The sequence below is a fragment of the Streptomyces sp. SID5469 genome, assembly GCF_009862865.1.
GTDB classification, from domain to species: domain Bacteria; phylum Actinomycetota; class Actinomycetes; order Streptomycetales; family Streptomycetaceae; genus Streptomyces; species Streptomyces avermitilis.
In genome coordinates, this window is record NZ_WWIN01000001.1 from 1,510,662 (window position 1) to 1,529,850 (window position 19,189).

Consider the following 19,189-nt stretch of genomic DNA (forward strand, 5'->3'; position numbering starts at 1 on the left):
CTTTGCGCCGCCGGGTGTTCGCTCGGCTCACCAGTTTTAGCTAACGATCGTTCGTAAGTTATTAGCGAACGGTCGTTAGGTTAAAGTGGTCGCATGAGCCCGCGCAAGTCCGTTGCCGAAGCCGCCGCCACCCGCGACCGCATCATCGAGCGCGCCTTCACCCTGGCCTCCGCCGAGGGCCTCGAAGGCCTCACCATCGGCCGCCTCGCGACCGACCTGGGCATGAGCAAGGCGGGGGTGATCGGTCACTTCGGCACCAAGGAAGCGCTCCAACTCGCCGTACTCGAAGCGGCGGTCGACCGCTTCCGGCAACGGGTACCGGGGCGCGCGGTGGGCGCGCGGCCGGGCACCGAGCGACTGTCGCGCGCGCTCCACGAGTGGATCGACTACATGACCGAGAGCGAGGGCCACGGGGGCTGCTTCCTCACCTCCGTGGCGAGCGAGTTCGACGGCCGCCCCGGCCCGGTGCGCGACGCGGTGCTCGACGCGCTGTCCCGCTGGACCGCTTACGTCACCGGGGAGTTGAGCACGGCGGTCGAAGCCGGCCGGCTGCCGCCGCTGACCGATGTCGACCAGCTCGCCTTCGAGCTGAACGGGGTGATCCTCGCGGCCGACCAGTCCATCCAGCTGCACCGCGACCCCCAGGCCCCCGACCGGGCACGCCGCGCCATCGGCCGCCTCCTGAAGCGCTAGGCCGCCCGCGACCTCCGTCTCCGCAACCCCGCCAACCGCTACACATAAAGAAGAAATAAGTGCAGAATGGGCATACGTGGCGCTTACCGCACATTCCCCAGACGCGGTCAGGCCTGCAGAGTTCAAAGGAGACGACTCATGGCCAACGTCTCGCACACCAGAGGTGACATAGCCAGCCACCCTGATGTACCAGAAATGCGGGAACGATACGCCCGCATGCTCGGTGGTCGCGATGTGGTGCTCGTCGACGGACCGGTGTTCCTGCTCGGTCTGTACTGCGCCGCATCCCCCTGGATACTCCACTACACGACAAGCCAGCCCGCGCTCGCGACGCACAACCTGATCATGGGCATCGCCATAGGCCTGCTGGCCCTCGGATTCACCAGCACACCGGAGAGGATGTACGGCCTGAGCTGGGCCATGTGCGCGATCGGCGCATGGATGATCATCTCGCCGTGGATCGTCGGCACCAGCCCGGACACCGGAGTCGTGCTCAACAGCATCATCATCGGCGTCCTGACCGTGGTGCTGGGAGCACTGTGCGCGGTCACGACGACGAGGAACACGCCCCGCACGTAGCCACGGAGCCGGGTGGTGCTCGGAGCGAGTCCCCGTTGGTACGGGCAGCACGAAACGGGCACCCGTCGGCCGGTCCGCGCCCCGCGGACCGGCCTCGGCCTGTGACCGTGGCCGTGGCCGTGGCCGGCCCAAGGTCCCACTGACCATGAAGAAGCTCGGGTCAAAGGACTGACCGCGACAAGAGGACGGACCGCAATAATCGGTCGCGTGGGACCGCATGGCCGATCACACTGTCGCGGTGAGTCGAACCGTCAGCGCATGGGTGACATCGGGTGCGGACTTCCTCGGTGTCGCCGGCCCCTTTCCCGTGGATGTCCCGTGGTGGTCCGAGGCCGAGCAGGTCGTCGGGGAGTTGGCCGGCCTGCTCGGGGTCCCGGTACTGGTACTGCGGCTGCTGACCGTGGAGGGCGGCGACGGCGGGCGGGACGGCCATGTGACGTACCACGTCGAAGCACTGGGCAGCCCCGCACCGGGGACGCTGCGCCAACTGCCCGTCGACGATGCCCTGTTGCACGGTCACGAGTCGCTGCGCTCGCCATGGGCGCGAGCCGAGGGCCTGCGGGAGCTGATCGACTGGGCGTCCGGGACGCTGCGCGACGCCGGGCGGCCCGTGACCGGGCCGGTCGAGCAGCGGCGGTCGTGGAACCTGGCCGGCCTCTTCCGGCTGCCCACCGAGGACGGCCGGTTCTGGCTCAAGGCCACCGCGCATTTCGCCGCGGACGAGGGCGCGGTCATCGCCGCGTTCGCCCGGGTCGACCCGGGTTTGGTGCCGACGGTGCTGGGCTCGGGCCAGGGGCGCATCCTCATGGAACACGTACCGGGCGAGGACTGCTGGGGCGCCTCACCCGAGACTGTCACGGCCGCGACGGAGCGGCTCGTGGCAGCGCAAGCCGCCCTGGCGTCGACGCGCCCGGCCGCCCTGCGGGACTGGCGCGCACCGGCCCTGGCCGCACGGATCGACGTGCTGCTCGACGGCCCGGTCGCACCGGACCTGACACCTCAAGAGCTGTCCGCGGCACGCGCACTGGCGGACCGCTGGGCCCTGCTCGCCGAGTGCGGGCTGCCCGACACCGCCGTCCACGGCGACTTCCATCCCGGCAACTGGCGCAGTGACGGCGGCTCGCCGGTCGTCGTGGACTTCGCCGACGCGTACTGGGGCAACCCGGTCTTCGACGGTCTGCGCGTCCACGAATTCCTGCCCGAGTCGGCACGGCCGGCAGCGGCCCGTGCCTGGATCGCCGCCTGGACCCGGCACTCCCGCGGAAGCGACCCGGCCCGCGCCCTCGCGATCGCGGAGCCGCTCGCCCATCTCGCCCTGGCGGTGCGCTACCAGGAGTTCCTGGACGGTATCGAACCGTCGGAGCGCAGGTACCACGAGGGAGACCCCGCGGCGGAGGTCCGCAAGGCGCTGCGGTGCGCCGAGGCGCCCAGTCCGTACCTCGCGCCGGCCGCGAGCAACGCAGACCGCTGAAACCCCTGGGCCCCCCGCCCCCGTTCGCCGGCACAGCAGGATCGACACACGGACGGCCGCGAGGTGTTCGGCTCGGCGGGCCCGCGAGGTGTTCGCCCCGGCGGGCCCGCCGTCCGTACGGCGAAGGGATGCGACGCGATGCTCCAGGCGGGTTCCGACGTGGCGCTCCACGCCGGTCCCCAGGGAGCGTGACCGGCCCGCCCCACCCCGGCGGGCCCGACCCGCGCACGGGCCCGCCCCTCCGTTCAGGTCTGCGCCGGCTCCGCGTCCGCGTCCGGAGCCGCTGCCGTGAGGTACTCCTCCGCGATCTCCCTGGGGCCGAACGGCCAGACCTTCTCCAGGCGCGCCCACACGACGAAGGCGACACAGCCGAGCGCCACCCAGGCGAGTGACCATTCGATGGGGTGGCGGCCCGGGGAGTTCTTGTCGGCGTACCCGTAGATGACCAGCCAGCCCACCAGGGCGATCACACTGGGCAGGGGGTAGAGCCACATCCGGTACGGGCGGCGCAGGGTCGGCTGCCGCTTGCGCAGGACGGTGAGGGCGACGATCTGGGCCAGCGCCTGCACGATCACCATCACCGTGGTCAGGAGCTGGATCAGCGTGGCCAGGTCGGTGTGACGGCCGATCAGGAAGCCGATCGCCGTGATGACGCCCATGGTGGCCAGGCCCAGCATGGGGAAGCGGTGCCTGGAGTGGAGCTTGGCGTACGGGCGGAAAAAGACGCGGTCGCGGGCGGCGTCGTACGGGACCCTGGAGCCGCCCAGCAGGCCGGTGAAGACCGAGGCGAAGGCGGTGATGAGGATGAGGACCGTGACCGTGTCGGCGGCGCCCTTGCCCCAGGTCTTCTCCAGGACGGCGGAGGCCACGGAGGTGGAGGCGATGTCGCCCGCGTCGGTCATCCGGTGCCAGTCGATGACGCCGAGCGTGCCGATCTGCAGCAGCAGGTAGATCGCCATGATGCCGAGGATGGAGAAGAGGATCGAGCGCGGCAGGGTGCGCCCCGGGTCCTTGATCTCGGCGCCCATGTACGCGGTGGTGTTGTAGCCGAGGTAGTCGTAGATGCCGATGGTCAGGCCCGCGGCGAAGCCGACCCAGAAGTGGCCGCTGGTCGGTTCGAAGGCGTGCGCCGGATAGGTGAAGGCCAGGTGCGCGCTGAAGTCGCTCGCCGCGGCCACGATCACCAGCAGGACCGAGGCGATCATCACCGTCCACATCACGGCGGTGATCCGCGCGATGTTCTCGATGCCCCGCCACAGCAGCATCACCACCAGGGCGATGATGCCTACTCCGACCAGGTCACCGGTGGTCCGGCCCATGTCCGGGGCCAGGTAGCCGAGGTACTGCACGAAACCGACCACACCCGTGGACATGATCAGCGGGATGAAGAGCATCGCCGTCCAGACGAACAGGAACGGCATCAGCCGTCCGGTGCGGTACTGGAAGGCCTGGCGCAGATAGACGTAGCTGCCGCCCGAACCGGGCATGGCCGCGCCCAGTTCGGCCCACACGAGCCCGTCCGCGAGGGCCAGCACCGCGCCCGCGACGAAGCCGATCACCGCCTGCGGGCCGCCGAACGCGGCGACCATCAGGGGGATCGTCACGAACGGACCGATGCCGCACATCTGGCTCATGTTGATCGTGGTGGCCTGGAACAGGCCGACACGGCGGACGAAGCCACCCTCGGGCGGCGGACTACCTGGGCTACCGGACATCGGTCCTCCTGGAGCAGGGCACGGGGGCAGTCGTACGACGTGACGGCCGACGTCGATCGGCGGCCGGCGGATCAAGGGCGGCGGGTGTCCGGCCGGCGCCGGGCTCCCCTCGGCTCGCCCGGCGAGGCTGACTGGCCGATAAAGTTAAGGAGCCTTACTAGATGCGTCAAGCCCGTGTCATGAATGCGTGAGAATGGTGCGATGCCCGCCAGTGATGCCGCAGACCAGCCGGAACAGCCATGGAGCCGTCGGCGGCTGCGCAGCACCAACGAGCGGCTGCTCCTCGACCGGCTGCGGGCCACCGGCGCCGCGTCCCGCGCTCAGCTCGCCCGCGAGACGGGTCTGTCGAAGCCGACGGTGTCGAGCGCGCTGGCGGCCCTGGAGGAGGCGGGTCTCGTGCACGAGGTCGGCACGCACGCACCGGAGCGGGGCCGGACAGCGGTCCTGTACGCCCCCGATCCGGCCGCCGGACACGCCCTGGGCATCGACATCGGCCGCAGCTGGCTGCGCGTCGCGGTCGCCAATCTGGACGGCGAGGTGGTGGCCCGCGCCGATGTGCGCAACCGGGCCCGCACTTCCGGCGCCCTGGCCGACCTCGTGGTCGCCACCGCCCGGCAGGTGGTCGCCAATTCCGGTGTCGGGCACGACGAGGTGGCCCACGCGGTGGTGGGCACGCCCGGTGTGTACGACGAACAGCGGCGGCGGGTGCGGTACGCGATGCACCTGCCGGGCTGGGGCCGGGCCGGGCTGTTCGACCGGATGCGCGAGGAGCTGGGCATACCGCTGGAGGTCCACAACGACGCCAATCTGGCCGCGCTGGGCGAGTACACGTACGGCGTCGGCGCGGGCAGCCGGCTGTTCACGTACATCATGATCGGCACCGGTCTCGGCATGGGCGTCGTCAGCGAGGGGCGGCTGTTCACCGGCGCGCACGGCGGAGCCGGCGAGATCGGGTTCCTGCCGTGGCCGGGGCAGCGGAAGCCGGAGACGTTGGAGGACGCGGTGTCGGGCGTGGCCGTCGTCGAGTCCGCGCGGCGGTTCGGCATGAGCGGGCAGCTCACGGCGAAGGCCGTCTTCGACGCGGCACGGCAGGGAAATCCGGCAGCGGTCAGGGCCGTTCGGCTGGAGGGCGAGCGAATAGCGCACACCGTGGCGGCGGCTGCGGCCGTACTGGACCCCGACCTGGTGGTGCTCGGCGGCGGCGTGGGCCACAGCCTCGACCTGCTGCTGCGCCCCGTGCGCGAGACGCTGCGCACGCTCACGCCGCTGCGCCCGAAGATCGTGCCGAGCCGGCTGGGCGAGGACGCGGTGCTGCTCGGCGCGGTGGCGACGGCGCTGGGGACGGCCCGGGACGTCGTTTTCGAGCGACGCTCGGCCTCCTGACGGTGATTGACATGAATTGCTCAGCCACCTAGCTTGTGAATCCAGTTAGTAAAGTTTCCTAACTTGCAGTGTCGTAGCGCGGATGCTCCTCCCCCACCCCCCAAGGAGATCACCGTGTTCCACCGTCCTGCCTCAGTACGGCGCTTCGTCACGACCGCCGTGGCCCTGGGCCTGCTGAGCACGCTCTCGACGGGCGCCCGGGCCGGAGCCCGCACCCACGAGCCGCCCCCGCGCCCGACCACTGTCTCCTCGACTGCGGGCAGCACCACCGCGCTGACCGGCTACGCGATCCAGTCCACGGCGAAGGTCACCGACCCCGCGGCCGCCGTCTCCTCCCCCGGCTACCCGGCGAGCGGCTGGTACCCGGCCGGTGCCCGCTCCACCGTGCTCGCGGCGCTGCTGGCCGGCGGGAAGTACGCCGACCCGTTCTACTCGACCAACCAGCAGAAGATTCCGAAGGCCGACTTCCAGGTGCCGTGGTGGTACCGCTCGGACTTCACGGTCGCCGACACCTCCGCCCGTACGTATCTGGACTTCAGCGGGGTGATCTCGGCGGCCGACGTCTTCGTCAACGGACGTCAGATCGCCAGGTCCGCCGACGTGGCGGGCGCCTACACCCGTCACGAACTGGACGTCACCTCACTGGTGCGGGAGGGCGCGAACACGGTCGCCTTCCGTATCCAGCCCAACAACCCCAACAAGAACCTGACCATGGGCTGGATCGACTGGCTCGAGCCGCCGCCCGACCAGAACATGGGCATCGTCCGTGATGTTCTCGTGCGCCGCGGCGGCCCGGTCGCCCTGCGCGACGCCCACGTGATCACGCGGCTCGACGTGCCGTCGCTCGCCACCGCGGACCTGACGGTCAAGGCGCGGGCCCGCAACGACTCGGACGCGGCCATCACCGCCACCGTCTCCGGCAGCGTCGGCGCCACGTCGTTCCGCAGGTCCGTCGCTCTCGCCGCCCACGAGACGAAGACGGTCACCTTCACACCGGCCGACACTCCCGGGCTGCACCTCACCTCGCCGCGGGTGTGGTGGCCCGCGGGCATGGGCGGCCAGCCCCTGTACGCGCTGGACCTCAGCGCGTCCGTCTCCGAAACCGTCTCCGACACGGTGCACGAGAGCTTCGGCATCCGGGATGTGAAGGCCCCGCTCAACTCCGACGGCGCACGGCAGTACAGCGTCAACGGCCGCAGGCTTCTCATCAAGGGCGGCGGCTGGTCGCCGGACGAGTTCCTGCGCTGGGACAGCACGTACGTCGAGGACCGGCTCCGGTACGCGCTCGACCTCGGCCTCAACACCATCCGCCTGGAAGGCCACATCGAGCCGGACGAGTTCTTCGACCTGGCGGACCGGTACGGCATCCTCACGCTGCCGGGCTGGGAGTGCTGCAACAAATGGGAGGGCAACGTCAACGGCAGCGGATCCGGTGACGAGTGGACCGCGGCCGACTATCCGGTCGCCAAGGCGTCGATGGCCGCCGAGGCCGCCCGGCTGCGCGACCACCCGAGCGTCGTCTCGTTCCTCATCGGCAGCGACTTCGCCCCCGACGCGAAGATCGAGAAGACCTACCTCGACGCCCTGAAGGCAGCCGACTGGCCGACCCCCGTAGTCGCGGCCGCCTCCGACAAGTCCTCGCCGGTCAGCGGCAGTTCGGGCATGAAGATGACCGGCCCGTACGACTGGATCCCGCCGAACTACTGGTACGCCAAGCGCGAGGGCGGCGCCACCGGCTTCAACTCCGAGACGAGCGCGGGGCCGGACATCCCCACGCTCGACACCCTGCGCCGCATGATGACCCCGGCCGAGCTGGACACCCTCTGGAAGAACCCGGGCGCCAAGCAGTACCACCGCTCACCGTCGTCGGTCTTCGGCACCCTGAAGATCTACGACGCCGCGCTCGCCGGACGGTACGGCGCCCCGACCGGCCTCACGGACTACGTACGCAAGGCGCAGCTCGCCCAGTACGAGAACGTGCGCGCGCAGTTCGAGGCGTACGGGCGGGGCGCCACCGACGCCTCGAAGCCCGCGACCGGCGTCATCTACTGGATGTTCAACAGCGGCTGGACCTCGCTGCACTGGCAGTTGCTGGACCGGTACCTCGACCAGGGCGGCGCGTACTTCGGGGCGAAGAAGGCCAATGAGCCGCTGCACGTGCAGTACTCGTACGACGACCGGTCGGTCGTGGTGGTGAACAACCGGCCCGCCGCCGTCTCCGGACTCACGGCCCGGGTCACCCTCTTCAACACCGACGGAACGCAGAAGTACGACAAGAGCGCGACCGGCCTGAGCGTGGCCGGCGACGGTGCGCACAGCACCGCGCTCACGCTGCCGTCGTCGGTGAGCGGACTGTCGACGACGTATCTCGCCCGCCTGGTCCTCACCGACTCGGCGGGCAAGGAGGTCAGCCGCAACGTCTACTGGCTGTCCACCCGGCCCGACACCCTCGACTGGGCGCACACCGACTGGTACTACACGCCGACGACGAGCTACGCCGACCTCAAGGGCCTCGGCTCGATGGCGCGGGTGCCGGTCTCGGCGACGGCGTCGACGACGGCGGGCACGGACGGCGCGTCCACGACGACGGTCACGGTGCGGAACACGGGAAGCGGCAGGACCCCGTCACTGTTCACGGACGTGCACCTCGTCGACTCGAAGGGGAAGCCCGTCCTGCCCGTTCAGTGGTCCGACAACGAGGTGAGCCTGTGGCCGGGTGAGTCGGCCACCCTCACGGTGACGTACCGGACGGCCGATCTGCACGGGTCCGCGCCCAGGGTGCGGGTCTCCGGGTGGAACACGGCGGAGCAGACCGTCCCGGCGGCCTAGCCGGGGCGGCGGGACGGGGAACGCGGGACGGGGAGCGGCGGGCCGGGTGTGTGGGCCCGCCGCTCTTCGTCGGCCGGTTCAGCTCACGGTGAGCGCCGTGTCGTCGAGGACGAACGACGTCTGGAGCGTGGAGCCTTCGGTGCCGGTGAACTTGACGGTGACGGTCTGCCCGGCGTAGCTCGCGAGGCTGAAACTGCGCTGCGTGTAGCCGCTCGCCGCGTTCAGGTTCGAGTAGGTGGCGAGGGTGGACAGGACCGTGCCGCCGCTGTTGAGAACCTGCGCCTTGAGCGTGTCGTACGCCGTGCTCGTGGTCGTCTCGGCCGTGTCCACGTGGAGGTAGAAACTGAGGGTGGCCGTGGTGCAGCCGGAGGGGATGGTCACCGACTGGGACAGGGTGTCGGTGCGGGCGGAGCCGTATCCGTCGAGCCAGGCGTAGTAGGAGCCGGTACGGGCGGACTCGCCGCTGGAGTTGGTGATGACATCGCTGCTCGCGGTCCAGGTGGTGGCGCCGGACTCGAAGCCGTTGTTGCCGAGGAGCTGGGCCGCGGTGCAGGTGCCGCCACCACCCCCGTCATCGCCGCCGCTGCTCGCGCCGACCAGCCATTCGGTGGCGTTGAGGGCGAGGGCGGCGTTGGTGGCGCCGGTGTCGTTCCAGCCGTCGTACAACGTGTTGCCGGACTGGCCGGTGCCGTCGTCGATCGGTGAGCTGTCGCCCCAGAACGCGACCCGCCCGCTGCCGAAGGTGCTGGTGGCGAAGAAGGCTCCGGTGTTGCCGGAGTATCCGGTGCGGTAGAGCAGCCCCTTGACGGACGAGTTGTCGGCGGGCTTGAGGGTGGCCGTCGTACCGCTGGCGATCAGGCTCTTGGTGACGGTGCCGAAGGAGCCGTGCAGGACCGCGTCGCTGCTGTCGCTGATCGCCGACGGGTAGTCGGAGCTGACGCTCAGCGAGTCGATGGAGAAGCCGAACGGGTCGGTGCTGTCGACGCTGTTGTCGGTCATCAGGTCGTTGAGGACCTCGACCGCGTCGTAGCCGTCGTTGTTACGGTCGGCACCCGTGTGGTCGGAGACCATGAACAGGCCGCCGCCGTTCTTCACGAACGTCATGATCGCGGTCTTCTCGGCCGTCGTGAACAGCGTGTTCGGCTCGGGCAGGACCAGCGTGTCGAAGTTCGACAGATCGGTGGTGGTGGAGCCGCCGTAGCTGAGGCTGCTGCCCGAAGGGAGCGTCTTCAGGCTGTAGTTGCCGGTCTTCTGCAGGGCGACGCCCCAGGAGGAGAGCGCGCCCGTCCAGTCGGTTTCCGAGGACGGGGAGGAGTCCTGGCCGAGCGGGTCGGGCTGGCTGGTGGAGACGATCCAGTCGGCGTTGCCGGCCGTCTCCGCGTGGCCGTTGTCGAACAGGACGCGGTGCGTGGTGGCCGCGTGGGCCGGGGCGGCGATGGACGCCTGGACGGCCGCGCCCGTGGCGAGCAGTCCGAACACGGCCAGCGCCGTGGTGAGTCTGGGGCGGGATCTTCTGAATCCGAGCATCCGGCGAACCTCCGTGACGGGTGGGGTAGAGGCAGTGCGGGAGCCAAGTCTGCGCGCGTAGATTGGTAGTTGACCGTCCTACGTACGACAGATTTTTGAACGGTACATGACATGAGTAACGGTGAACAGCGACCCTCCCCAGAAGATGCCGGGCCGGAATCGGAAGGGACTGCCTCCGCCGCCGGAGGGAAAACACATAGCAGCGGGGCTTTCCTACGAAGAGGGGCGGAGATGGAGATCTCGGGCATCATCAGTGCCATCGTGATCGGCATCGTCATCGGCATTCTGGGCAGGCTCGTCGTCCCGGGACGCCAGCGCATCGGCATCCTGCTGACGATTCTCGTCGGCATCGTGGCGGCCTTGATCGGCTCCGCGATCGCGGGCGCCTTCGATGTGGCCGACACGAACGGCGTCGACTGGATCGAATGGCTCATCCAGATCGGTCTGGCGGCGCTGGGCGTCGCGGCACTGGACCGGACACGGGCTCGCCGCTGAGGGCTGGGGCCGTCGCGGAGCCGCAGACCTGGAAGCCAGGGCCGAGGGACGGGGCCTGAGGGGCGGGCCGTGGGGCGGGTTCTTGGGACGGGGCCGTGGGCGCGGCACGGGACTGCGCCGAGGCGCACGCAGCCCGGCCCGTCGCTCCGCCGCACCGGTGCTCCCCTTTCCTCCCCGTGCCAAATTGCAGGTCAACCGCCGTGGCGGCTACGTTCTGCGGGCTTCGCCCCACCGTCCGCCTCCTTGTCGCCACGGAGAGACCTTGCCTCTGCGCCTCACCCCCCTGACCGATCCCGAACCGAAGCCGTCGAGCCGGCGGCTGGCCTGGCTGGCCTCCGACGACGACGGCGTCCCCGTGGGGTCGGCCTTTCTCCGGTTGTTCACGAAGGAGGGCCAGGAGCATCTCGCCGAGCTCGAAGGCGCCGTGCACCCCGAGGAGCGGCGGCAGGGCGTGGGCGGCCGCCTGCTCGACGCGGCCGTCGCCGCCGCGCGGGGCGAGGGGCGACGGTCGCTGATCGCCCAGGCCCAGGAGGGCTCCCCCGGCGATCGCTTCCTCGCGGCGCGCGGCTTCCGCCGGGTGCTGGCCCTGACCTACGCCCGACTGCCGCTGGCCGACGCCGGGTTCGACCGTATCGCCAAGATCGTCGAACAGCCGCACTCCGGCTACGAGTTGACGCGCTGGGACGGCACGGTCCCGGCCCGTCTCGCGCAGACCTTCGCCGACTCGCGGCGCGCGATGGACGACATGCCGATGGAGGACACCGACTACGGCACGGTCGCCTGGGACGTGGAACGGGTCGTGGCCGCGGCCGCGGCGATCGCCGAGCGCGGCGAACTGCTGCACACGGTCGCGGCGGTGGACTCGACGGACGGCTCGATCGTCGGATTCTCCGAGCTCGTGGTGCCGGGCGACGGTCGGGGCGACGCTCAGCACTACGGCACCGGCGTGCTGCCGGAGCACCGCGGTCACGGTCTCGGGCTGTGGATGAAGGCCGAGTCGATCCGGTACGCCCGCGAGCGGCACCCGGAACTCGCCGGTCTGCTCACGGACACGGCGGACAGCAACACCCCGATGATCGCCATCAACGACTCGCTCGGCTACCGTCCCACGCACACGGCGGTGGAGTACCAGCTGGAGCTGTGAGTCCGCCGCACCGGGAAGAGGCCCCGGGACGGCGCGCTCAGGGCACGCCGTCCCGCAACGCGGCCGGCCCGTCCCGCGTCGACGCGACGGCAGGGGCCGCGCCCAGCTCGCGCGGCGATGCTGTGCGGCTCACGGCGAGACGTACGGTGTCGTGGTGGTGAGGGGCTCGAAGCCGAGCCGGGCGAGGACCGGGCGGCTCTGGCTGGTGGCGTCGACCTGGACGTAGCGATAGCCACGGTCGGCGGCGACCTTGGCGCGGTGGGCGACCAGGGCCCGGTAGATGCCGCGGCCGCGCTCGCCCTCGACCGTGCCGCCGCCCCACAGGCCGGCGAAGCGTGTGCCGGGGACGAGTTCCATCCGGGCCGCGCTCACCGGTTCGTCGCCGGCCAGGGCCACGACGGCGACGACCGCGTCCGGATCGTCCGTGACCTGGGCGAGCAGTTGGTGCCGCATCCGTGTGCTGTCGGTGCCGAAGGCCTTCTCATGGACGTCGGCCACGAGGTCGACGCCCGCCCGGTCCGTCACGGGCACGATGCGTACGCCGTCGGGCGGTTCGACGTCGAGGGTGAGGTCGGCGACCTCGGCGACCATCAGGGTCTCCTCGGGCGCCGCCGTGAATCCGGCCGCCCGCAGCCGCCGGCCGAGGTCCTCCGGCAGGTCGTGGCCGTACAGCTTCCACTCGAACTCGCGGCCGAGCCCGGCGAAGTAGCGCTGCTGCTCGGCGATCGCCGCGTCGGCACTCGCCTCGTCCAGGCCGGACCAGACGACGCCGTTCCAGCCGTGTTCGGAGGCGACCTGCCGCACCACGCCGGGCACACGCTCGATCCGGGCGCCGGGCCCGTCCGGCCGCGCCCCTTCCCGCATGTCCCGGTCGAACAGGGCGAGTACCGCAGCGTGATCCATGCGCTCACTCCAGCATCCTGGGGCGTACTCGGCAATGGAATTCCCGGAGCAATCGCCGTGTGCGGCATGTCGGTTGTGCCCCGGCGTCGGATCGTGGCTCAGGCTCCGGTGTCCGGCCGCACCGCCGCCAGGTAGGCGCGAAGCCGGTCGCGGTTGCGGGCCAGGCAGTCGATGCGGGCCTGGATACGGTCGATCTCGCCGCGCAGGAGGGCGGCCGTCTGCGGGGTCAGGGAGTCGGGAGCGAGGGATGGTGTTCGGGGTCGCCACGGTCGCCGGGATCTGGACCGTCGGCGCCCTGATCGACGCGCACCTGCGCCGGACCCTGCTGTGCGCGCTCGCTCTGATCGGGGCGACCCTGCTCGCCCTCGGCCGGTACGCGGACCGGCCGGCCGTGCTGCTGATCTCGGTCGCGCTGTGGGGCGCGGCGTTCGGCGGGGCGCCGACGCTGATCCAGACGGCCCTGGTCGACGCCTCGGGGCCCGCCGACGCGGATGTGGCCACATCGCTGCAGACCACCGTGTACAACGCGGGCATCGCGGGCGGGTCGCTCACGGGCGGCCTCGTGCTGGACGGTGCGGGGGCGGGGGCGCTGCCCTGGACCGCGCTGCCCCTGGTCGCGGCCGCACTCACCGTGGTCGCCCTGGGCCGCCGGCGGGGCTTCCCGGCGCTGCGCCCGTCCGACGACGCGCGCTCCTCGGGGCAAGGGCCGAGCCCTGCCCGTGGCTGCACACCCCGCTCGGGGAACTCACGGTCACCGCGACCGCCGCCGGTGTCGTGACGCTGCTGTGCACGGGACCGGTCCGCGCCGTCTTCAGCCGTGTCGTCGAGCCGCGCATGGAGTGGGCGTTCCGCACCCGGACGACGACGCCGGTCCGGGGAGGCCCCGCGGGCACACTGACCGGCCGCACCTGTCGGCGGCCGGTCCCGTGCGGTGCCATCGCGTGCGTCCGGGGATCAGCCCGGGTCCGGGCTGATCCCGAAAAGGCACGCCCTAGCCGAGTTCCAGCGAGGTGATCCCGTACACGCGGTCGGCCGCGAACGGCCGCACCGGTCCGGTGTACATGCGGGCCGTCTCGAAGGACGGCGTCAGACCCGCTTCCCGGGCCAGGGCCACGGCCGCCGTGTTCGTCTCGGGGATGTCCATGGCGATCTCGCCCGCGTCGGCGGTCAGCGCCGTGAACAGGGCGCGGGCGTCCTCGGCGGAGTCGGCGAACAGGGGGCCGACCCGCAGGGAGTCGAGGGCCGGACGAACCACGCCGTAGCCGGTGAGGCGGCCGTCGACGAGGCGGACGAAGGTGCGGTGGCCGGGGCCGGCCAGCCAGTGTTCCAGAAAGCGCGGGCGGTCGGCCGGGGAGCAGGCGCTGTCGTACGCCGCGACGGCGGCCAGGTCGGCCGCCTCGGCGGGGCGGACTCCCGAAGCCGGCTCGGCCGCCGGAACGGTTCCGGTGTACCGGGCGGTGCGGTGGGCGAGCTCGAAACCGGACTGCCGGTAGTTGTCCTGCTGCGCCGGCACGCCGTCCAGGCCGACCGTGCGGTCGCCGGCGTGAGCGAGCGCCGTCTTCCAGGTGGTCAGGCCGTAGCCGCGGCCCCGCAGGTCGGGGCGTACGAGGTAGAACCCCAGAAAGGCGTAGTCGGCGCCGTAATTGACGACCGAGATCGCCGAGACCGGTTCGCCGGCGATCCGGCCGACGAAGAAGCCCTCGGGGTCCTGGGCGAAGAAGCTGGGGGCGTCGGACAGCCCCGGATTCCAGCCCTCGTCCGCCGCCCACCCGACGACGACGGGCCAGTCGTCGAGCGAGGCCTGGGTGACGACGAGGTCATCGGGACCCGGAGAGGTCATCATGCGCTCCATTCCGTGGCGGGTCGCTTGCGTGCGGTGGTCGGCCGCTCCCGCAGCATCCTTCCCGATCACGCGGACCCGCGCCAACGCGACACCGGGCGGGCATGAGCAACCTGGCTTGTCCGCAACGGTGTTGAGCGTCGCTGTAGGCGAGGCCATGAGGCATGAGCATCGATCACGTGACACCGCGGTGCGCGTGGCCCCGCATACAGGGCCCACGGCCGGTCAAGGACGTGGGCCCCCGTTGCGGGCCGGTCGGCTCAGCGCCGCGCGCCGGCCCGGAAGCGCCGGTACAGCACCGCCCCGCCCAGCAGCAGGGCCGCGCTCGCGGCGACGGCGGGCACGGTCTCGTCCGCGCCCGTTCGAGCCAGGGAGGCCCCGGGTCGCGCGGCCGTGTTCGGGAGGGCCGGCCGTGCGGGCGCGGGCGCCTTCGGCGGCGCGGCGGGCTTCGGCCGGGCGTGCCCGGGGTGGTGGGGGTGGTGGGGCCGCCCGCCGGATGTGTTGGTGGACTCGTTGCCGACGGCCGCGTTGCCGACGCCGACCACGTTCACGGTGTTGCCGCTGACATTGACCGGGAGATGGACCGGGAGCTGCACACTGTTTCCCGAAACCACCCCCGGAGAATCCTTTCCGCTTCCCTGGGCGGACGCGCCCGGGGCGGCAGCGCCCCCGTCGGCGGCGCCTCCCGAAGGACTGCCGTGCCCCTCGTTGGCGCAGGCGTTGCCCGCTGCCGGGTTGAGGAACCCGACGACGTTCGCGGTGTTCCCGCACACGTTCACGGGGACGTGCACCGGCAGCTGGATGGTGTTGCCGGAGAGGAGCCCGGGCGAGCCCGCCGCGCTGCCGTCCGCCGCGGAGTCGGCGTACGCCGGCATGACCACGGCCAAGGCGCCCGAGGCGGCGGCCGCAGCGATCAATCCATTCCGGGTAACCCGTTTCATAGGTTCCCTGCCTTCCAGACATGGTCGCGGGCACTCGCCCGCACGGGGTAAAACGCGGGCGAACCATCCGAGTTATGGCTTATCCGTCTTTCACTCCATCGAGCGGCACGGTTATCGAACTGGTGGTTGTCGTGCCGGAGGGGTGATCACCGGGCCGGACCGGGCGGCGCTCGGGACAGGACCGGCCGGGCCCGGCCCACTCGCCCAGAGGCGGGCTCCCGGACGCCCGATTATCGTGATCAGGGGGTGTCCCCGGTGCGGGCGTACCTGGAGGCGTTCATGCTGTCCACGCACAGGCGCTGCGCGGTCGCCGGCGCGGTCGTCGCGGCCGCGTCGACCGCGGCGCTGGCCCTGCTGGGGGCCGGTCTGCCGTCGGTCGTACCGGCCGCCGACGAACCCGATCTGTCCCGCTTCTACGCGCAGAAGATCACGTGGGCCGCCTGCAAGGGCGACGGCATGCCCAAGGACCTCCAGTGCGGGAAGGTGACCGTGCCGCTCGACTACGCGAGGCCCGACGCCGGCACGCTCGACGTGGCGCTGGCCCGCTACCGGGCGACGGGCAAGTCCCGGGGATCCGTACTGCTGAACTTCGGCGGTCCCGGCGCGGCGGGCATCGGCGCACTCGCCGGCGACGGCAACGACTTCATGGGCCTCACCAACGGCTACGACGTGGTGACGTTCGACCCGCGCGGGGTCGGGCAGTCGTCCCCCGTCAGCTGTGGCGAAGGGAGCACCGAGGCCTTCGCCGAGCTGGACGCGAGCCTCGACACCGGCGATCCGCAGGCCGCCCTCAAGCAGTTGCGGAAGGTGGCCGACGAGTGCGCGAAGCACTCCGGTCCCGTGCTGCCGTACATAGGCACGATCAACGCCTCGCGGGACATGGACGTGATGCGCGCGGCGCTCGGCGACAAGAAGCTCAACTATCTGGGCTTCTCGTACGGCACACGGCTGGGCGCGGTGTACGCGGCCCAGTTCCCGAAGAAGGTCGGCCGGATGGCGCTGGACGGCGTGGACACGCTCACCGAGCCGCTGGCCGAGCAGGGGCTGGTGAGCGCCGAGGGCCAGCAGACCGCGCTGGACAGCTTCATCACCTGGTGCGTCAAGGACATCGCCTGCCCCTTCGGCCAGGATTCGCGTTCGGCACGGCAGCAGGTCGTGCGGCTCGTCCAGTCGCTGGACCAGGACCCCGTACCGGCGGACTTCGGCCAGCAGCTCTCGGGGCAGGATCTGGTGGGCGCCATCGGACAGGCGCTCTACAGCAAGCAAATGTGGCCCACCCTGGAAGGGGCACTGGCCAATCTCGTGCAGAACGGCGACGCGAGCGGGGTCCTGCGTCTCGCGAGCGGCGGCATGGCCATGCCGGATCTGCCCCGGACGGGCGACCGGCCGTCCGGCCGGCCGAGCCCCGGGCCGAGCGGCGGGCTGGTCGCCCCGGCGGACGTGCCCGTCGACAACCCGTCGGCCGCGCTGATGGCCATCACCTGCGCGGACACCCCCGACCGGCCCACCGCCGAACAGGTCACCCGGGACATGGACAAGCTGCGCGCGGCCTACGAGGAGGCGTCGCCCGTCTTCGGCCGGTACCGGCTCACCGAGGTGCTGATCTGCTACGGCCGCCCCAAGGGCACGGACTTCATCCGGGACGAGGTGCGTGCCGTCGACACCCCGAAGATGCTGCTCGTCGGCACGCGCGGCGACCCGGCGACCCCGTACCGCTGGACCCTGGAGACCGCCAAGCGCCTCGGCGACTCTGCGGTCGTCCTCGACAACAAGGGCGAGGGCCACACCGGGTACGGGTCCTCTCGCTGCGCGAGCCAGAAGATCGACGCGTTCCTGCTGTACGGCTCCCTGCCGGCCAACGGCAGCTCCTGCGGCCCGGAAGCGGACCGCTGACCGCCGCCCCTCAGCCGGCCCGCTGCTGCAGCCGGGCGTGATCTCGATGGACCCGTTCGCGTTCACCCCTGAGGCACGGCGAACGTTCGCCGCCGCCGTGCCGATGGGTTTCACTCGTGGTGTGCGCCGGTTCCTGTTGCTGCTGTTCGTCGCCCTCGGCGCGGCCGGGGCGCTGGTCCTGTCGTGCGCCGTCTCGTCGTGGTGGTGGATCGCCGCGGGTCTGCTGCTGCCGCTCACCGCGCTCGGGGTGTGGGACCTGGTGCAGACCCGCCACTCGCTGCTGCGGAACTACCCGCTGCTCGGACATCTGCGGTTCTTGACGGAGCCGCCGCGGCCCGAGCCGCGGCGGTACTTCGCCGAAGGGCACCACGAAGGGCGTCCGTACGGCCGCGCCGTGCGCAGCATCGTCCACGAGCGGGCCGAGGGCGTCGCCACCGAGGAACCGTTCGGCACGGAACGGGATGTGTACGCCGCCGGGTACGAGTTCCTGATGCCGTCCCTGCGCCCGGTGGAACCGCCCGAGGATCCCCCGGTGGTGCGCGTCGGCGGCCCGGACTGCACCCAGCCGTACGACATGGCGCTGCTGAACGTCTCCGCGATGAGCTTCGGGTCGCTGTCGGCGAACGCGATCCTGGCGCTCAACAAGGGGGCGGCGCTGGGTGGTTTCGCGACCGACACCGGAGAGGGCGGTCTGTCGGAGTACCACCTGCGCGGCGGGGGCGATCTCATCTGGGAGATCGGCACGGGGTACTTCGGCTGCCGGACCTCCGACGGCGGCTTCGACGAGCGGGAGTTCGCGGACAAGGTGGCGCTGCCGGAGGTCAAGTGCGTGTCGCTGAAGCTCTCGCAGGGGGCGAAGCCCGGCACCGGGGCGGTGCTGCCCGGCGTCAAGGTGAGCGCGGAGATCGCGCGGGCGCGTGCTGTGCCGGTGGGCGAGACCGTGGTCTCGCCGCCGTGTCACCGGATGTTCTCGACGCCGCGCGAACTCGTGCTCTTCCTCGCCCGCATAAGGGAGTTGGCACACGGCAAGCCGACCGGCGTCAAGCTGTGCGTGGGCTCGCGCCGGCAGTTCCTCGCGGTGTGCAAGGCCATGCTGGCGGAGGGGATCACTCCCGACTTCGTCGTGGTCGACGGCGCGGAGGGCGGCACCGGGGCCGCGCCGCCGGAGTTCGCCGGCCGGCTGGGCACCCCCCTCACCGAGGGCCTGGTCACCGTGCACAACGCGCTGGCCGGCACCGGGCTGCGGGACCGCGTCCGGATCGGGGCGAGCGGCAAGGTCGCCACCGGTGCGGACATCGTCAAGCGGCTGCTCCAGGGCGCGGACTACACGAACGCGGCCCGCGCCATGATGTTCGCGGTCGGCTGCGTCCAGGCCCGGCGCTGCCACACCAACACCTGTCCGGTCGGGGTCACGACCCAGGATCCACGCCGGGTCCGCGCACTCGACGTGGCCGACAAGTCCGAGCGCGTCCACCGCTTCCAGCGGGCCACGGTGCGGAGCGCGGCCCGGATCATGGCCGCGATGGGCGTACGTGACCCGGCCGGCCTCGCGCCCGGGATGCTGCTGCGGCGCACGGACTCGACGACGGTCCTGTCGTACGCCGAGTTGTACGAGTGGCTGCCGCCGGGCGTACTGCTCGCCCAGCCACCCCCGTCGTGGGAAGCGGACTGGACGGCGGCGGACCCGGATTCGTTCTGAGCGGGAGGGCGGAACCCGAACGGCGGAACCCGGGCGGCCGAGCCGCCGGACGCCACAGGCCGAGGCCGGGTGCCAGG

15 protein-coding genes and 1 pseudogene are annotated in these 19,189 nt (G+C 71.4%); 11 read left to right on the forward strand and 5 right to left on the reverse strand.

Annotation, left to right across the window (positions count from 1 at the left end; genetic code table 11):
• The first annotated feature begins 93 nt into the window (after positions 1-93).
• The 3 genes from GTY58_RS06510 (at position 94) to GTY58_RS06520 (ending at position 2,743) form a co-directional block, all read left to right on the forward strand.
• Positions 94-693, forward strand: coding sequence for a TetR/AcrR family transcriptional regulator (locus GTY58_RS06510; protein ID WP_010982656.1), 600 nt, complete (start codon positions 94-96; stop codon positions 691-693).
• A gap of 138 nt (positions 694-831) precedes the next feature.
• The gene (locus GTY58_RS06515) at positions 832-1,272 is read left to right on the forward strand and encodes an SPW repeat protein (protein ID WP_010982657.1); all 441 of its coding nucleotides are present in this window, start codon (positions 832-834) and stop codon (positions 1,270-1,272) included.
• 238 nt (positions 1,273-1,510) lie between these two features.
• Positions 1,511-2,743 carry an aminoglycoside phosphotransferase family protein gene (locus GTY58_RS06520; RefSeq protein WP_242432188.1) on the forward strand — a complete coding sequence of 411 codons (1,233 nt, stop codon included), beginning with the start codon at positions 1,511-1,513 and terminating at the stop codon, positions 2,741-2,743.
• A gap of 245 nt (positions 2,744-2,988) precedes the next feature.
• Here the strand turns inward: GTY58_RS06520 and GTY58_RS06525 are convergent, their stop codons facing one another.
• On the reverse strand, positions 2,989-4,458 hold the full coding sequence (locus GTY58_RS06525; protein ID WP_010982659.1) for an APC family permease: 1,470 nt from the start codon (positions 4,456-4,458) through the stop codon (positions 2,989-2,991).
• Between the two features lie 201 nt (positions 4,459-4,659).
• Here GTY58_RS06525 and GTY58_RS06530 point away from each other — a divergent pair, with 201 nt between their 5' ends.
• Together GTY58_RS06530 and GTY58_RS06535 are read left to right on the forward strand one after the other, a co-directional pair.
• On the forward strand, positions 4,660-5,841 hold the full coding sequence (locus GTY58_RS06530) for an ROK family transcriptional regulator (RefSeq protein ID WP_037646296.1): 1,182 nt from the start codon (positions 4,660-4,662) through the stop codon (positions 5,839-5,841).
• A 114-nt stretch (positions 5,842-5,955) separates the two neighbouring features.
• The gene (locus GTY58_RS06535; RefSeq protein ID WP_010982661.1) at positions 5,956-8,670 is read left to right on the forward strand and encodes an exo-beta-D-glucosaminidase; all 2,715 of its coding nucleotides are present in this window, start codon (positions 5,956-5,958) and stop codon (positions 8,668-8,670) included.
• 78 nt (positions 8,671-8,748) lie between these two features.
• Here the strand turns inward: GTY58_RS06535 and GTY58_RS06540 are convergent, their stop codons facing one another.
• Positions 8,749-10,197, reverse strand: coding sequence for a hypothetical protein (locus GTY58_RS06540; RefSeq protein WP_010982662.1), 1,449 nt, complete (start codon positions 10,195-10,197; stop codon positions 8,749-8,751).
• A 231-nt stretch (positions 10,198-10,428) separates the two neighbouring features.
• Here GTY58_RS06540 and GTY58_RS06545 point away from each other — a divergent pair, with 231 nt between their 5' ends.
• A complete protein-coding gene (locus GTY58_RS06545; RefSeq protein ID WP_010982663.1) occupies positions 10,429-10,692 on the forward strand; it encodes a hypothetical protein in 264 nt (87 codons plus the stop codon).
• 262 nt (positions 10,693-10,954) lie between these two features.
• Positions 10,955-11,836, forward strand: a complete 882-nt coding sequence (locus GTY58_RS06550; protein ID WP_037646094.1) for a GNAT family N-acetyltransferase — start codon at positions 10,955-10,957, stop codon at positions 11,834-11,836.
• 129 nt (positions 11,837-11,965) lie between these two features.
• On the opposite strand, the gene GTY58_RS06555 is transcribed toward GTY58_RS06550, so the two are convergent.
• The gene (locus GTY58_RS06555) at positions 11,966-12,739 is read right to left on the reverse strand and encodes a GNAT family N-acetyltransferase (RefSeq protein ID WP_010982665.1); all 774 of its coding nucleotides are present in this window, start codon (positions 12,737-12,739) and stop codon (positions 11,966-11,968) included.
• A gap of 247 nt (positions 12,740-12,986) precedes the next feature.
• Between GTY58_RS06555 and GTY58_RS06565 the strand changes: the two genes are divergently transcribed.
• Together GTY58_RS06565 and GTY58_RS40500 are read left to right on the forward strand one after the other, a co-directional pair.
• Positions 12,987-13,517 carry an MFS transporter gene (locus GTY58_RS06565; RefSeq protein ID WP_010982666.1) on the forward strand — a complete coding sequence of 177 codons (531 nt, stop codon included), beginning with the start codon at positions 12,987-12,989 and terminating at the stop codon, positions 13,515-13,517.
• Positions 13,457-13,753: pseudogene (locus tag GTY58_RS40500) on the forward strand (hypothetical protein); the annotation flags it as partial. The gene GTY58_RS06565 and the pseudogene GTY58_RS40500, both read left to right, overlap by 61 nt.
• On the opposite strand, the gene GTY58_RS06570 reads toward GTY58_RS40500, so the two are convergent.
• Together GTY58_RS06570 and GTY58_RS06575 are read right to left on the reverse strand one after the other, a co-directional pair.
• Entirely contained in the window at positions 13,731-14,579 is an 849-nt protein-coding gene (locus tag GTY58_RS06570) for a GNAT family N-acetyltransferase (RefSeq protein ID WP_037646290.1), read from the reverse strand. The pseudogene GTY58_RS40500 and the gene GTY58_RS06570 overlap by 23 nt on opposite strands.
• 260 nt (positions 14,580-14,839) lie before the next feature.
• Positions 14,840-15,520, reverse strand: coding sequence for a chaplin (locus tag GTY58_RS06575; protein ID WP_010982668.1), 681 nt, complete (start codon positions 15,518-15,520; stop codon positions 14,840-14,842).
• A gap of 279 nt (positions 15,521-15,799) precedes the next feature.
• Between GTY58_RS06575 and GTY58_RS06580 the strand changes: the two genes are divergently transcribed.
• Both GTY58_RS06580 and GTY58_RS06585 read left to right on the forward strand, forming a co-directional pair.
• Positions 15,800-17,413 (forward strand): alpha/beta hydrolase, encoded by a 1,614-nt coding sequence (locus GTY58_RS06580; RefSeq protein WP_037646287.1) that lies wholly within the window; start codon positions 15,800-15,802, stop codon positions 17,411-17,413.
• A gap of 121 nt (positions 17,414-17,534) precedes the next feature.
• On the forward strand, positions 17,535-19,112 hold the full coding sequence (locus GTY58_RS06585; protein WP_197586375.1) for an FMN-binding glutamate synthase family protein: 1,578 nt from the start codon (positions 17,535-17,537) through the stop codon (positions 19,110-19,112).
• Positions 19,113-19,189: the final 77 nt, after the last annotated feature.

Coding starts and splice junctions, on each gene's coding strand:
- GTY58_RS06510 (WP_010982656.1), top strand. CDS start 94: ATGAGCCCGCGCAAGTCCGTTGCCGAAGCCGCCGCCACCCGCGACCGC.
- GTY58_RS06515 (WP_010982657.1), top strand. CDS start 832: ATGGCCAACGTCTCGCACACCAGAGGTGACATAGCCAGCCACCCTGAT.
- GTY58_RS06525 (WP_010982659.1), bottom strand. CDS start 4,458: ATGTCCGGTAGCCCAGGTAGTCCGCCGCCCGAGGGTGGCTTCGTCCGC.
- GTY58_RS06530 (WP_037646296.1), top strand. CDS start 4,660: ATGCCCGCCAGTGATGCCGCAGACCAGCCGGAACAGCCATGGAGCCGT.
- GTY58_RS06540 (WP_010982662.1), bottom strand. CDS start 10,197: ATGCTCGGATTCAGAAGATCCCGCCCCAGACTCACCACGGCGCTGGCC.
- GTY58_RS06545 (WP_010982663.1), top strand. CDS start 10,429: ATGGAGATCTCGGGCATCATCAGTGCCATCGTGATCGGCATCGTCATC.
- GTY58_RS06555 (WP_010982665.1), bottom strand. CDS start 12,739: ATGGATCACGCTGCGGTACTCGCCCTGTTCGACCGGGACATGCGGGAA.
- GTY58_RS06565 (WP_010982666.1), top strand. CDS start 12,987: ATGGTGTTCGGGGTCGCCACGGTCGCCGGGATCTGGACCGTCGGCGCC.
- GTY58_RS06570 (WP_037646290.1), bottom strand. CDS start 14,579: ATGACCTCTCCGGGTCCCGATGACCTCGTCGTCACCCAGGCCTCGCTC.
- GTY58_RS06575 (WP_010982668.1), bottom strand. CDS start 15,520: ATGAAACGGGTTACCCGGAATGGATTGATCGCTGCGGCCGCCGCCTCG.
- GTY58_RS06580 (WP_037646287.1), top strand. CDS start 15,800: ATGCTGTCCACGCACAGGCGCTGCGCGGTCGCCGGCGCGGTCGTCGCG.